The organism is Stenotrophomonas geniculata ATCC 19374 = JCM 13324 (assembly GCF_001431625.1).
Lineage (GTDB): Bacteria > Pseudomonadota > Gammaproteobacteria > Xanthomonadales > Xanthomonadaceae > Stenotrophomonas > Stenotrophomonas geniculata.
Genome location: NZ_LLXT01000104.1, coordinates 87,588 through 101,031, shown reverse-complemented (window position 1 = coordinate 101,031; position 13,444 = coordinate 87,588). Strand labels below are relative to the sequence as shown.

General features: G+C 67.0%; 12 protein-coding genes and 1 pseudogene. 6 read left to right on the top strand and 7 right to left on the bottom strand.

What is annotated here, in order from left to right; genetic code table 11:
• The first annotated feature begins 138 nt into the window (after positions 1-138).
• Positions 139-1,035, top strand: a complete 897-nt coding sequence (locus ARC63_RS11080; protein ID WP_057503305.1) for a LysR family transcriptional regulator — start codon at positions 139-141, stop codon at positions 1,033-1,035.
• A gap of 42 nt (positions 1,036-1,077) precedes the next feature.
• Here the strand turns inward: ARC63_RS11080 and ARC63_RS11075 are convergent, their stop codons facing one another.
• The 3 genes from ARC63_RS11075 to ARC63_RS11065 form a co-directional block, all read right to left on the bottom strand.
• Positions 1,078-2,061 (bottom strand): aldo/keto reductase, encoded by a 984-nt coding sequence (locus ARC63_RS11075; protein WP_057503304.1) that lies wholly within the window; start codon positions 2,059-2,061, stop codon positions 1,078-1,080.
• Positions 2,062-2,210: 149 nt separating this feature from the next.
• Complete coding sequence (locus ARC63_RS11070; RefSeq protein ID WP_006422552.1) at positions 2,211-3,353, bottom strand: PilT/PilU family type 4a pilus ATPase; 1,143 nt, start codon at positions 3,351-3,353, stop codon at positions 2,211-2,213.
• A 99-nt stretch (positions 3,354-3,452) separates the two neighbouring features.
• Positions 3,453-4,490, bottom strand: a complete 1,038-nt coding sequence (locus ARC63_RS11065; protein ID WP_006422551.1) for a type IV pilus twitching motility protein PilT — start codon at positions 4,488-4,490, stop codon at positions 3,453-3,455.
• Between the two features lie 87 nt (positions 4,491-4,577).
• Here ARC63_RS11065 and ARC63_RS11060 point away from each other — a divergent pair, with 87 nt between their 5' ends.
• Both ARC63_RS11060 and proC read left to right on the top strand, forming a co-directional pair.
• Positions 4,578-5,255, top strand: a complete 678-nt coding sequence (locus tag ARC63_RS11060; protein ID WP_057503303.1) for a YggS family pyridoxal phosphate-dependent enzyme — start codon at positions 4,578-4,580, stop codon at positions 5,253-5,255.
• A gap of 18 nt (positions 5,256-5,273) precedes the next feature.
• The gene (proC, locus tag ARC63_RS11055; RefSeq protein WP_057503302.1) at positions 5,274-6,095 is read left to right on the top strand and encodes a pyrroline-5-carboxylate reductase; all 822 of its coding nucleotides are present in this window, start codon (positions 5,274-5,276) and stop codon (positions 6,093-6,095) included.
• Between the two features lie 59 nt (positions 6,096-6,154).
• Here proC and ARC63_RS11050 read toward each other — a convergent pair whose 3' ends face one another.
• Positions 6,155-7,030, bottom strand: a complete 876-nt coding sequence (locus ARC63_RS11050; protein WP_057503301.1) for a LysR family transcriptional regulator — start codon at positions 7,028-7,030, stop codon at positions 6,155-6,157.
• 71 nt (positions 7,031-7,101) lie between these two features.
• Between ARC63_RS11050 and ARC63_RS11045 the strand changes: the two are divergent.
• A pseudogene (locus ARC63_RS11045) lies at positions 7,102-7,731 on the top strand (short chain dehydrogenase); the annotation flags it as partial.
• A gap of 73 nt (positions 7,732-7,804) precedes the next feature.
• Here ARC63_RS11045 and soxR read toward each other — a convergent pair.
• Entirely contained in the window at positions 7,805-8,239 is a 435-nt protein-coding gene (gene soxR / locus ARC63_RS11040) for a redox-sensitive transcriptional activator SoxR (RefSeq protein WP_019336938.1), read from the bottom strand.
• Between the two features lie 29 nt (positions 8,240-8,268).
• On the opposite strand from soxR, the gene ARC63_RS11035 reads away from it, so the two are divergent.
• Positions 8,269-9,690: an MFS transporter gene (locus ARC63_RS11035; RefSeq protein WP_057503299.1), complete on the top strand. Its 1,422-nt coding sequence runs from the start codon at positions 8,269-8,271 to the stop codon at positions 9,688-9,690.
• 38 nt (positions 9,691-9,728) lie between these two features.
• Here the strand turns inward: ARC63_RS11035 and ARC63_RS11030 are convergent, their stop codons facing one another.
• Positions 9,729-11,750: an esterase/lipase family protein gene (locus ARC63_RS11030; protein WP_057503298.1), complete on the bottom strand. Its 2,022-nt coding sequence runs from the start codon at positions 11,748-11,750 to the stop codon at positions 9,729-9,731.
• Positions 11,750-12,724 carry an Lnb N-terminal periplasmic domain-containing protein gene (locus ARC63_RS11025; protein WP_082587854.1) on the bottom strand — a complete coding sequence of 325 codons (975 nt, stop codon included), beginning with the start codon at positions 12,722-12,724 and terminating at the stop codon, positions 11,750-11,752. The genes ARC63_RS11030 and ARC63_RS11025 overlap by 1 nt, the downstream gene beginning before the upstream one ends.
• A 171-nt stretch (positions 12,725-12,895) precedes the next feature.
• Here ARC63_RS11025 and ARC63_RS11020 point away from each other — a divergent pair, with 171 nt between their 5' ends.
• A complete protein-coding gene (locus ARC63_RS11020) occupies positions 12,896-13,300 on the top strand; it encodes a GFA family protein (protein WP_049453579.1) in 405 nt (134 codons plus the stop codon).
• Positions 13,301-13,444: the final 144 nt, after the last annotated feature.

The following is a 13,444-nucleotide window of genomic DNA, read 5'->3' as shown; positions in this document are numbered from 1 at the left end:
GGGCCGGGCCCCGGAGGGGGACTTGCGCCGTCCCCCGCAACCTGAGCCACCTCGCCTCCCACGGGAAGCCAGCTTTTGACGTTGCCGTTGACGTTGATTCGGCAGGTGCCGGGCGCAGCCCGGCCGTATCATCCCGTCATGCCCCGCGAAAACCTCAACGACCTGCAGGCCTTCGTCCACGTTGCCCGCGAGGGCAGCTTCACCAAGGCCGCCGCCCAGCTGGGCATATCCCAGTCCGCGCTCAGCCATGCCATGCGCGGCCTGGAACAGCGCCTCGGCGTGCGCCTGCTGACCCGCACCACCCGCAGCGTCTCCACCACCGAAGCCGGGGCCCGCCTGCTCGATACCCTGGGCCCACGCCTGGCCGAGATCGAGGATGGGTTGGCCGCGCTGGCCGAGTACCGCGAACGCCCGGCCGGCACCATCCGCATCAATGCCACCGGCCACGCCGCCGAGTACATCGCATGGCCACGGCTGGCGCCGCTGCTGCAGCAGTATCCGGATTTGAAGGTGGAACTGGCCGCCGACTACGGGCTGGCCGACATCGTGGCCGAGCGCTATGACATCGGCATCCGCCTCGGCGAGCGGCTGGCGCGCGACATGGTCGCTGTGCCGATCAGCCCGCCGCTGCGCATGCGCGTGGTCGGCGCGCCCAGCTACTTCCGCCAGCATGTGGTGCCACGACATCCGGACGAGCTGGCAGGCCACAACTGCGTGACCCTGCGCCTGCCCACGCATGGCGGGCTGATGCCGTGGGATTTCGGCCAGGATGGCAACGAACTGAGCGTGCGCGTCGCCGGCCAGTGGACCTTCAACACCATGGGCATGACCCGCGCCGCTGCGCTGGCCGGCAGTGGATTGGCCTGGCTGCCGGAAGACCAGGTGCAGCCGATGCTGGACGATGGCCGGCTGCAGTCGGTGCTGGACGACTGGTGCCCCCACTTCGATGGCTACTACGCGTACTACCCGTCGCGCCGCCACGTCACCGTGGCGATGCGCACGGTGCTTGATGCGCTGCGTGGGCCGATGGGGTGAGGGTCAAGGAGTGCGGACCAACGGTCCGCACCCGCCGGGTGGTCAGCCCTTGGCCTGCGCCGCACGCTGCGCGTTGTAGCGCTCGCCGACGATCGACACTTCATCCAGCGCCTGTGCGATGCGCTGCAATTCCTCCGGCGCCAGCTGCAGGTTGGCCGCGCCCAGGTTTTCTTCCAGGCGGTGAACCTTGGTAGTGCCCGGGATCGGCACGATCCACGGTGCCTGCGCCAGCAGCCAGGCCAGCGCCACCTGCGCCGGGGTCGCGCCACGAGCCGCAGCAATCGTACTGATGCGGTCCACCAGCGCCTGGTTGGCGCGGCGTGCTTCCACTTCGAAGCGCGGCACGGTGTTGCGGAAGTCGTTGGCGTCGAAAGTGGTATCGGCGTTGATCGCACCGGTCAGGAAACCGCGGCCCAGCGGACTGAACGGCACGAAGCCGATGCCCAGTTCCTGCAGAGTCGGCAGCAGCTCGCGCTCCGGTTCCCGCCACCACAGCGAGTACTCGCTCTGCACGGCGGTGACCGGCTGTACTGCATGCGCGCGACGCACGGTGGCGGCACTGGCCTCGGACAGCCCGAAGTGGCCGACCTTGCCCTCGGCGATCAGGTCGCGCACGGTACCGGCCACGTCCTCGATCGGCACGTTCGGGTCGACGCGGTGCTGGTAGAACAGGTCGATATGGTCGGTACGCAGGCGCTTGAGGCTGGCTTCGGCCACAGCACGGATGTTCTCCGGGCGGCTGTCCAGGCCGGCATCGGTGCGCGCATCCTTGAAGCCGAACTTGGTGGCGATCACCAGCCTGTCGCGGTAGGGTGCCAGGGCCTGGCCGAGCAGGTCTTCGTTGGTGTACGGGCCGTACACCTCGGCGGTGTCGAAGAAGGTCACGCCGCGCTCGACGGCGGCGTGCAGCAGGGCAATGCCCTGGCCCGTTTCGACCGGTTGGCCGTAGGCATGGGTCAGGCCCATGCAGCCCAGGCCCAGGGCGGAAACCTTCAGGCCGCTGCGGCCGAGTTCACGTGTCTGCATCGTCGTGCTCCAGAGAGGGGAGCGCTGACGATACGCCTGCATTGGCGATGGATTGAACCGGCTGGACGGCAGTCGGTCATGACCGGAATTCATCAATCGCCCGCGCGCCCGGTAGAGTCGACTGTCAGTCGACTCTACACATCGCCAGGTCACCGGATCTCGGAGATCTCCACGCCATCCAGCCCCTGCGACAGGGTGCGCGCGTCACCGCCCTGGCTGAGCTTGATACGCAGGCGTACCTCGTTCTGCGAATCGGCGTAGCGCAGTGCGTCCTCGTAACTGATCTCACCGGCCTGGTACAGCTCGAACAGGCTCTGGTCGAAGGTCTTCATGCCCAGCTGGACCGAGTCCTTCATCACTTCCTTCAGCTTGTGGATTTCGCCATCGCGGATGTAGTCCTGCACCAGCGGCGTGCCCAGCAGGATCTCCATCGCCACCTTGCGCGAGCGGCCATCGGGCGAAGGAATCAGCTGCTGAGCGACCACGCCTTTGAGATTCAGCGACAGGTCCATCAGCAGCTGGTTGCGGCGGTCTTCCGGGAAGAAGTTGACGATGCGGTCCATCGCCTGGTTGGCGTTGTTAGCATGCAGGGTGCACAGCACCAGGTGGCCGGTTTCGGCGAACGCGATGGCATGGTCCATGCCTTCGCGGGTACGCACTTCGCCGATCATGATCACGTCCGGCGCCTGGCGCAGGGTGTTCTTCAGCGCCGCTTCCCAGCTGTCGGTATCGATGCCGACTTCACGCTGGGTGATGATGCAGCCCTCGTGCTTGTGCACGAATTCGATCGGGTCTTCGATGGTGATGATGTGGCCGGTCGAGTTCTGGTTGCGGTAACCGATCATCGCCGCCAGCGACGTTGACTTGCCGGTGCCGGTGGCACCGACGAACAGGATGATGCCGCGCTTGGTCATCGCCAGCGTCTTGATGATCGGCGGCAGACTCAACTCTTCCACGGTCGGAATGCGCGTCTCGATGCGACGCAGCACCATGCCCACCTGGTTGCGCTGGTAGAAGCAGCTCACGCGGAAACGACCGACACCGGACAGGCCGATGGCGAAGTTGCATTCGTGGGTCTTCTCGAATTCCTCGCGCTGCGCCGGGGTCATCACGTTGAGGACCAGGTCGCGGCTCTGCTGCGGCGTGAGCGGGGTCTGCGTGATCGGCGAGATCTTGCCGTTGACCTTCATCGCCGGCGGCATGCCCGCAGTGATGAACAGGTCCGAGGCGCGCTGGTGCGCCATCAGCTTGAGGAACGAAGTGAAATCGATGGTGGTCGCGGTGGTGTTCACGGCAGGCTCCCGGAAAAGCGGTTTACCAAGTAACGGTCGATGGAGGAAACAACACGGAGCGGCCGCGCCATTGCACGCGCCGCCCGTGGCTGCCCCGCCTTACTCGAACAGGCGCTTGTCCTTGGCGTAGTCACGGGCCTGGTTGCGGGTGATCAGGCTGCGCTTGACCAGGTCCTGCAGGTGCTGGTCCAGGGTCATCATGCCGTACTGCTGGCCGGTCTGGATGGCCGAGTACATCTGCGCCACCTTGTCCTCACGGATCAGGTTGCGGATGGCCGGGGTGCCGACCATGATTTCCCACGCAGCGGTACGACCGCCACCAACCTTCTTCAGCAGCGCCTGCGAGATCACCGCACGCAGCGATTCGGACAGCATCGAGCGCACCATCGGCTTTTCGCCGGCCGGGAACACGTCGATGATGCGATCGATGGTCTTGGCCGCTGAGCTGGTATGCAGGGTGCCGAACACCAGGTGGCCGGTTTCCGCGGCGGTCAGTGCCAGGCGGATGGTTTCCAGGTCACGAAGTTCGCCGACCAGGATGATGTCCGGGTCCTCACGCAGCGCCGAGCGCAGCGCTTCGTTGAAGCCATGCGTGTCACGGTGCACTTCGCGCTGGTTGATCAGGCACTTCTGCGAGGTGTGCACGAATTCGATCGGATCCTCGACGGTGAGGATGTGGCCGTATTCGTTCTTGTTGATGTAGTCGATCATCGCCGCCAGCGTGGTCGACTTGCCCGAGCCGGTCGGACCGGTCACCAGGATCAGGCCCTGCGGCTGCTGGATCACTTCGCGGAACAGCGGCGGGCAGGCCAGGTCCTCGAGGGTGAGCACCTCGGACGGAATGGTACGGAACACCGCACCGGCACCGCGGTTCTGGTTGAACGCGTTCACACGGAAGCGCGCCAGCGACGGAATCTCGAAGGAGAAGTCCACTTCGAGGAATTCCTCGTAATCGCGGCGCTGCTTGTCGGACATGATGTCGTACACCAGCGCATGGACCTGCTTGTGGTCCAGGGCTGGGATGTTGATCCGGCGAACGTCGCCGTCCACGCGGATCATCGGCGGCAGGCCTGCGGACAGGTGCAGGTCGGACGCTTTGTTCTTTACGGAAAACGCCAACAGCTCGGCGATATCCATGAGCGGCTACTCCCCAATAACGGCTTCGACTGGAAGGATCTTTCCCCGGGCGGCAGTATAGCCTCCTGATTCAACGGAACGCGTTACGTGGCCACTCCCCTGCCCCAGATCCTGAGCAACCTGCATGCCGCCGCCGAGACCGCGGGCAGGCCCGATCCACGCCTGCTGGCGGTGTCCAAGACCCAGCCGGCCGAGGCCGTGGCCGCGCTGGCCGCACAGGGCCAGCATGCCTTCGGCGAAAACTATGTGCAGGAAGCGCTGGCCAAGATGCAGGCGCTGCAGCACCTGGCGCTGGAGTGGCACCTGATCGGCCACCTGCAGTCGAACAAGGCCGATGCCGTGGCCAGCCACTTCGACTGGGTGCAGAGCGTGGACCGGCCCAAGCTGGTAACGGCGCTTGCGCGCCATCGCCCGGCCGCGCGCGGCCCGCTGAACGTGCTGATCCAGGTCAACATCGACGACGAATCCAGCAAGCATGGCTGTGCACCGGAGGAAGTGGACGTACTCGCCGCCGCAATTGCCGCCGAACCCACCCTGCGCCTGCGCGGACTGATGGCGATTCCCGCGCCATGGCCCGAGGCCGAGCGCCGTCGGGATGCATTCGTGCGCATGCGCACACTTTTCCAGTCGCTGGCTGCCCAGCACACGCAGATCGACACGCTGTCGATGGGCATGAGCAGCGACTACGCCGAAGCCATCGCCGAGGGTGCCACCCTGGTGCGGATCGGTACCGCACTGTTCGGCGCGCGCCCGCGCCCAGCCTGACTTTCCAAGGAGCTTTCCATGGCAGCTGATTCCATCACTTTCATCGGCGGCGGCAACATGGCGCGCAGCCTGATCGCCGGCCTGATCCGCCAGGGCACACCCGCCGCGCACATCCACGTCGCCGAACCGGTGGCCGAACTGCGCCAGGCGCTGGCCGCCGACTTCGGTGTGCAGGTGCATGACAACGCCGCAGATGCCGCCGCGCAGGGCAGCACCTGGCTGCTGGCGGTGAAGCCGCAGGTGCTGCGTGAGGTCTGCCAGTCGTTGCGGGCACTGGCCCAGGCAAACCAGCCGTTGGTGGTGTCGATTGCCGCCGGTATCACCAGCGCGCAGCTGGAACGCTGGCTGGGCGGCAACCTGCCGGTAGTGCGCGCGATGCCCAACACCCCGGCCCTGCTCGGCGCCGGTGTGACCGGCCTGTTCGCCACACCGTCGGTGGACACGCAGCAGCACGCACAGGCCGAGAAGGTGCTGGCCAGTGCCGGGCGCACGGTGTGGATCGACAGCGAGGCGCTGATGGATTCAGTGACTGCCGTATCCGGCAGTGGCCCGGCCTATGTGTTCCTGCTGGCCGAAGCGATGGAAGCGGCGGGTATTGCCCAGGGCCTGCCAGCCGACGCCGCGCGCACGCTGGTGGTGCAGACCCTGCTGGGTGCCTCGCGCATGCTTGATGAAGCCGGTGAGAGCCCGGCCGAGCTTCGCCGCCGCGTGACCTCGCCGAATGGCACCACCCAGGCCGCGATCGAGAGCTTCCAGGCCGGTGGCTTCGAGGCCCTGGTGGACACCGCACTGCGTGCCGCACAGGTGCGTGGGCAGGAACTGTCTGCGGCGAATGATTGATCCCGATGCGTGCCGACCAACGGTCGGCACCCACCGTCATCCACGCCTGGCGTGGATGCTCATTGCCCCAATGTGGTCATGACGAAATCGACGAAGCACTGCAACCGCGGACGCGGCCTGCGGTCGGGCAGGTAGATCAGGTGCATCGGCCGTGGTTCGGGCAGGTAGTCGCGCAGCAGCGGCTTCAACCGCCCTGCCGCGATCTCACCGGCCAGCAATGCGGTCGGCTGCAGCACCAGCCCCGCGCCGGCGACCGCCGCTTCGCGCAACGCAAACCCATCATTGCAGGTCAGACGCGCCTCCCAATCCACCTGTTCGCCATTGGCCAACTGCCAGCCGTGGCCACCGCGCCAGGCCAGGTGGCTCAGGCAATCATGCCCCTGCAGATCCGCGGGCGTACGCGGCGTGCCGCGCCGGCGCAGGTAGGACGGTGCCGCACACAGGCTCATCGCATACGGTGGCAGCGGCCGCGCCACCACTTCCTGCGACGGCAGTGGCCCGACCCGGATCGCTACGTCGAAGCCGTCCTCGATCAGATCCACACGGCGGTTGCTCAGATCCAGTTCGATGTTCAACTGCGGCTGCGCGCGCAGCAGGCCGGCCAGTTGTGGCGCCAGCACGCAGCTGCCCCAGGTGGTGGGTGCGCTGACCCGCAGCAGCCCGCGTGGCTGTATCTGCAGTCCGGCCACGTCGGCCTCGGCCTGCTGCACCTGCTCCAGCACCTGCCGGCACCCGGCCAGGTAGGCGCTGCCGGCTTCGGTCAGGCGCTGGCGGCGGGTGTTCCGTTGCAGCAACGCGGTGCCCAGGTGCGCCTCCAGCTGCTGGATGTACTTGCCGACCATCACCGCCGACACCTGCAGCTGTTCGGCAGCCCCTGCGAAGCTCCCGCGCTCGGCCACGGCAACAAAGGCCTGCATGCAGCGAAGGGTATCCATTGCTAATCCAGAGTTAGGAATCTGCGAAGAATACGCCGCTTACCTAACCGCACCGTGACGGCGCAGACTGCGCTCACTCCCTCACGCAAGGAACGGCCATGAAGATCCTCCTCGTCGGTGCCAGCGGCACCCTCGGCCAGGCAGTCGCCCGCCAGCTCGGCCAACAGCATCAGATTCTCGCCGCCGGCCGCAGCAGCGGCGAACTCCGAGTGGACCTGACCGATGACGCCAGCGTCGCCGAACTGTTCGCGCGTACCGGCCCGGTCGATGCGGTGATCTCCACCACCGGCTCGGTGCACTTCGGCCCGTTGCAGCAGATGACGCCAGCACAGTTCAACATCGGGCTGCAGGACAAGCTGCTGGGGCAGGTGCGGCTGGCACTGGCCGCCCAGCACCACCTCAACGCCGGCGGTTCGATCACCCTGACCAGCGGCATCATCAGCGCCCAACCGATCCGCGATGGCGTCAACGCCACCGCCGTGAACACCGCACTGGAAGGCTTCGTACGTGCGGCGGCGCTGGAGCTGCTGCCCCGTGGCCTGCGCATCAATGTGGTCAGCCCGAACGTGCTGATCGAATCGATGGCGGCGTACGGCCCCTACTTCCCGGGCTTCGAAGCGGTAAGCGCGCAGCGCGCGGCGCTGGCCTTCCAGCGTGCAGTGGAAGGCATCCAGAGCGGCGAGACGATCACGGTCTGGTAAGAAAAAAGGGGACGGAGGGGATTAAGTCGTTAATGCACAAACGACATAATCCCCTCCGTCCCGTTTTCGTGGGTCACTCCCAGCGCATCGGGCCGTCGCCGCGTTCGCCGAGGACGTCACCGGGGTTGGCCAGGCGGCAGCGCTGCAGCGACAGGCAGCCACAGCCGATGCAGCCGGTCAGTTCGTCGCGCAGCAATTCCAGCATGTGGATGCGCTCCTCCAACTCGGTGCGCCAGCGCGCGGACAGCTTGGCCCAGTCGGCTTTGGTGGGTGCGCGCCCCTCGGGCAGGCTTTCGAAGGCACGGCCGACGGCTTCCAGTGGCATGCCCACACGTTGCGCGACACGGATCACGGCCAACCGTCGCAGCACGTCACGGCTGTAGCGACGCTGGTTGCCCGAGGTGCGCAGGCTGCTGATCAGCCCCTTGCGCTCGTAGAAATGCAGCGCCGAAACCGCCACGCCACTGCGCTGGGAGACTTCGCCAACGCTCAGTTCCTGGGACACCATTGCTTGACCTCAACTGCAGTTGAGGTGTCATGCTGCTATCTTCGCCGCCAGTTGACAAGCGCGGCCCGCATCTGACTCGTATGTCCCCCGCTCTTTCACCCGCCGACGCCCGTGCACCGGCGGATACGTCGATCCTGTCCCCGCGCTACCGCGCCACCACCATCGGCATGGTGGCGCTGGTGGCGCTGCATGCCTTCGAAGCCCTGGCGGTGGCGGCGGCCATGCCGACCGTGGCCGAGGCCCTCGATGGCCTGCGCCTGTATGCGCTGGCCTTCGGCGGCACCCTGGCCACCAGCGTGATCGGCATGACCCTGGCCGGACGCTGGGCCGACCGCCACGGGCCCGCCAGGCCGCTGTGGTACGGCCTGGGCTGCTTCGTGCTGGGCCTGCTGCTGGCCGGCTTCGCGATGCGCATGGGCATGCTGGTGGCGGGGCGGCTGCTGCAGGGCCTCGGCGCGGGCGCGATCTCGGTTTCGCTGTATGTGATGGTCGGCCGCAGCTACCCCGAGCACCTGCGGCCGAAGGTATTCGCCGCCTTCTCGGCCGGTTGGGTGGTGCCATCGATGGTCGGCCCGGCGTTGAGCGGCCTGATCGTGCAGCACCTGGGCTGGCGCTGGGTGTTCCTGGCGGTGCCATTGCTGGCGGTTCCGGCGGCCCTGCTGCTGCGCCCCGCGCTGGCACGCATGCAGCCCAGTCCTGCCGGCAGCGCCGATGATGGAGGCGGCAACGTGGTGCGCTGGGCCAGTGGTGCCTCGCTGGCCGCGTTGCTGCTGTACTTCGGCGGTCAGCAACAGGGCCTGCCTGCCTTGCTCTGCATCGGCGTGGCGATGCTGGCGCTGCTGTTCTGCGTGCATCGACTGCTTCCGCCCGGAACACTGATCCTGCGCCGTGGCCTGCCCAGCGTGATCGCGCTGCGCGGCGTCGCGGCGGCCGCCTTCTTCGCCTGCGAGGCCTACCTGCCGCTGCTGCTGCAGCGCGAACGCGGGCTCTCGCCCAGCTGGGCCGGTGCCGTGCTCAGCCTTGGCGCACTGGGCTGGTTCGCCGGTTCATGGCTGCAGGGTCACCAGCAGCGTGGCTGGTCGCGCCAGCAGCTGTTGCGGGTGGGCACGACGATGATGACGGTCGGCATCGCCGCAACGCTGGCGGTGCTGTTCAACGTGGTGCCACTGCCGGTGTCGCTGCTCGGCTGGGCCGTGACCGGCTTCGGCATGGGCATGATCTACGCAAGCCTGTCGGTGCTGACGCTGTCGTTGTCGGCGCCGCAGGAGCAGGGTGCCAACACCTCGGCACTGCAGCTGAGCGAGGCCCTGTCGGTGACCACCGCGCTGGCGGTTTCCGGCGCGCTGTTCGCGCTGTTCGTGCAAAGCGCACCCCACACCGGTTACGTGCTGTGCCTGGCGATCACCTTCGGCCTGGCGCTGCTGGCCACGGTGATCGCGCGGCGGGTGTAACGCCGCCGCATTGCGGGATTGCCGGCCAGCGGCCGGCACTACCGGGTGCCAGTCCCCATGTCATCAATATCCCGGTGCAGGATGCGCCGCACCTCCAGCACCGCCTGCGGGGTCTCCTGCACGCTGTGGCCGGAAATGATCACCTTCTCCGACAATGCGCCCGGCAGGTGTGCGCTCCAGTACGGCACCAGCCCGTCATCGGACTTCTCCACCGGCAGTTCCGGTTTGCGCTGGGCGATGATCGAGTGGTACTTCAGGCCCGCTTCGATCGGCAGCTGTGCGGCGGCCTTCACGAACGGATCGCTGGCCTTGAGGTTGTCGATGCTGTTCGGGATCTTCGGCTTGGCGGTGCCATCGACCTGCTGCTCGGCCTGCGCCAGTGCCATGAACACGTCCTCGAACTTGCCGAGAATGGTCAGCGGCAGGCGCACCAGGCGACCGATCAGGCGGCCGACCTTGTTGCCGGCGATGTCGGTACCCTGGTGCGGTGCGGCGATGAAGATCGCGCGTTCCACGTTCGGCTGTGCCTTGAAATGCAGCAGCGGCCCCAGCTTGTTCTGCACCCGCTTCAGCCGTTCACCCTTCAGGTCGTAGTTGGCCAGCAGGTCATTCCACAGCACGTCGCCCGAGTCGCTCACCAGCAGCCGCGCCAGTACACCGCCCATGCTGTGGCCGATGTAGACCATGTCCTTCGATGCACGCGTGCTGCCGTTGGGGTCGAAATGCTTCAGCGTATCGTTGAACGCATTGGCGATCTCGTAGCGGTTCAGTGCGATCGGCGCATTGGTCGGGTAATAGACCTGCCAGACCTGGAACTGCTGGCGCAGCTCGGGATCGCCCATGATCTCGTTGGCCAGGTTCACCCAGGCTTCCGGGCTGCTGGCCAGGCCGTGCAACATGAAGATGATGCGGCGGTTGGGGTCCCACGGCTGCATCAGGTAGATGTGCGGCTCGCCGATGCCCTCGCTCATGCCGAACAGGGTGCGCAGCGACTGCCGGGCGAAGCCACTCTGCGCCAGCCACAGGCCATAGGCCGCGGTGAAATTGCCGGCCAGCGGTACCTGCTCACCGTGCAGGGTGATGCGCTCGGTGGCTTCCGGCGAATAGGCATCCAGCTCGACCCGGCGTGTGCGCATCACGTCTTCCAGGCTGCTGCCCTCGAAGCGCAGCAGCGCTGTGACGTTGATCGAGGACATCTCGCTGAACTCAGGCACCGAGTCGTCATGGCGATGGCGGCGGCCACGGCGTGCGTCGTCCTCATCCTCCTGCGGCGCCTCGGCCTTGGGGCCATCGGCTGCGATCACCGGCGCAACCAGCTTCGGCGGATCCATCACCATCACCAGCTCGGCGCCGAAACCATCGCGGCGATAGGTGCTGCGCAGGCCGACGAAACTGACGGTACCGGCCGGCACCAACTGCGCCGGGATGCTCTTCAGGTTCAGCTGCTGGTAGTTGGAGGCCAGCGACCAGCTGCCGACCGAGACCGGCTTCGTGTAGTCCTCGCCGGCAAGTGCCGCCGCACGCGCACGCACGAACAGCACCACCGCTGCTTTCTCGGCCGCGTAGTTGTAGTAGTCACGCACCTGCGTCTGCCGGTCCTCGAAGGCACGGTCGGATGGGGACCTGCCGCTGTAGAACAGATACGCATACGCGTAACGCGCCGCTTCCAGCCAGGCATCCAATGCCGCATCGCTCATCGGCGGATCACCCGCTGCGGTCTTCTTCGGCGTCAGCGCCAGCGCGGCCTTCACCCACAATTCGGACAGCGCCGACAGCCGCTGCTCGACATTGAGGTCATCGGTCATCAGCAGCGTGCTGCGGCAGACCAGAAAGTCCTTCTCGCACTGCGACTCGTCCAGGCCCGCCGCGCTGAGCGTCTCGCGCGCGGCTGGGCTGAGCTTGCCGGTGTTGAGCACATCCGCGCGCTTGTTGACCAGCGAATCGCTGGATTTGACCTGCTTGACGGTCACCATCGCACAGCCGCTGCTGCCCAGCAGCAGGAAGGCCGCAAGCAGCGCCGGCAGCATGCGCTGCCAGCGGGTCAGAAAGAGTTGGGTCATTACTGCGGGTCCTGCTCGGTGCCGGGCACGCCCTGGCGGATCACGGTGGAGAAGTGCGGGCCATCGCCCAGGTCCAGCGCACGCTGGGTGATGCGGCCCTTGGCATGCAGCTCGGTGTACGGCACCCCCGGAGTGAGCGCACCGACCTCCTGCGCGTACTCGGCCAGGTAACCGGACAGCAGCAGGCGGTAATCCAGCGGCAGGCGCGGTGCGATGTGGCGGGCCAGGTCGAAGACGATGGTGGTGCAGTTGCTGGTCAACGTGTTGTAGAAGCCGGGCTTCGCATCCAGTTCGCGGGCCTGCGCGATGTACGCAGCGAACAGTTCCTTCAGCTGCGTGCGGTCCATGCCATGCAGGCGGTACAGGTAGACATCCTCGCCACGCGCGTTGGTGCGTGTGCGGATGATGTCGGTCTCCTCCGACGCCACCAAGGTCATCTCGAACTTGCGGAAGAAGCCGCCCAGCGCCGAGAACGACTCACCGCGCTCCTTGCGGATCTCCAGCGAGAACACCACGTGGCGACCGTCCTCGAAGCCGAACGAGATGAGGGTGTGGGCGATGGCCGGGCCCATCCAGTACGACAGCACCAGGTCGGCCGAGCGCAGCTGGTCCAGGTCGTACTCGCGGCGCACCCAGTGTGTGTCGTAGTCGGTTTCGGTGCGCCAACTGAAGTCACGCACATTGTCCAGCACGACGTGGCGGCCATCGAAGGACACCACGTGCAGGCGCTGCGCCACGTCATCGGCCCACAACCGGTCCTGGCGCGGGGTCAGCAGCAGCCACCACAGGCCGGCCAGCGCCAGCGATGCCCCGAACGCCAGACCCAGGCGGCGCGAGGCACGGCCCCGCGCGACCCGCCACGACGCCCACAGCGCAACCAGCAGCCACAGCCCGGCGACGCCGGTGGCCAGCCAGCCCGGCCCCGGCAACTGATAGGCCAGCAGCCCGGTCACCCACAGCGCCAGCAGCGCCATGGCACTTCCTGTCATCCAACGTCCTGCGGCGTTCACTGGCATCCTGTCGCGGTCTTGAAGCCGCATAGTTAGCCACAAGCGGGTTCACCGTGGCATCTACGGCCCGTTCAGGCAGGCCGGTGCACCGTCGGCGGCGGCCTCTGCGGCCAGATTCACCTCACAGGAGCAACGATGGGCATCACTTCCGTGGCCGGCGTTCCGGTCCAACCCCGGCATCGCGCCACCTGCCACTGCGGCACGGTCGAACTGCTGCTGGACCTGCCTGATGGCATCGTCGATCCGCGCCGCTGTGACTGCTCGATGTGCCGCCGCCGTGGCGCCATCGCCGCCAGCGTCGCACGCGCGGGCCTGCAGGTGGTGCGCGGGCAGAACCACCTGCAGCTGTACCAGTTCAACACGCATGTGGCCGAGCACTATTTCTGCGGCGTGTGCGGCATCTACACCCACCACCGGCGTCGTTCCAACCCGGACCAGTACGGCTACAACGTGGCCTGCCTGGAGGGCATCGACCCGTTCGCACTGGGCATCATTCCGGTCAACGACGGGGTCAACCACCCCGCCGACCGCACCGCCTAGTGGCGTGTGCGCCGCGGCGGTGCGGCGACCTTCTGCCAAGGCGCCATGCCGCTGCGCCCGGCCCGCACCGGGCGTTTCAGCCAGGGCCGACGGGGCGTCGCCTGTGGTTCGGCAGCGACCGGGGGAGGGACAGGTCTGCGGCCA

Bases quoted from the DNA above. Each gene is read 5' to 3' on its own strand.
- ARC63_RS11065 (WP_006422551.1), bottom strand. From the start codon at position 4,490: ATGGATATCGCCGAGCTGTTGGCGTTTTCCGTAAAGAACAAAGCGTCC.
- soxR (WP_019336938.1), bottom strand. From the start codon at position 8,239: ATGGTGTCCCAGGAACTGAGCGTTGGCGAAGTCTCCCAGCGCAGTGGC.
- ARC63_RS11075 (WP_057503304.1), bottom strand. From the start codon at position 2,061: ATGCAGACACGTGAACTCGGCCGCAGCGGCCTGAAGGTTTCCGCCCTG.
- ARC63_RS11080 (WP_057503305.1), top strand. From the start codon at position 139: ATGCCCCGCGAAAACCTCAACGACCTGCAGGCCTTCGTCCACGTTGCC.
- ARC63_RS11035 (WP_057503299.1), top strand. From the start codon at position 8,269: ATGCTGCTATCTTCGCCGCCAGTTGACAAGCGCGGCCCGCATCTGACT.
- ARC63_RS11020 (WP_049453579.1), top strand. From the start codon at position 12,896: ATGGGCATCACTTCCGTGGCCGGCGTTCCGGTCCAACCCCGGCATCGC.
- ARC63_RS11030 (WP_057503298.1), bottom strand. From the start codon at position 11,750: ATGACCCAACTCTTTCTGACCCGCTGGCAGCGCATGCTGCCGGCGCTG.
- ARC63_RS11025 (WP_082587854.1), bottom strand. From the start codon at position 12,724: ATGGCGCTGCTGGCGCTGTGGGTGACCGGGCTGCTGGCCTATCAGTTG.
- ARC63_RS11050 (WP_057503301.1), bottom strand. From the start codon at position 7,030: ATGGATACCCTTCGCTGCATGCAGGCCTTTGTTGCCGTGGCCGAGCGC.
- proC (WP_057503302.1), top strand. From the start codon at position 5,274: ATGGCAGCTGATTCCATCACTTTCATCGGCGGCGGCAACATGGCGCGC.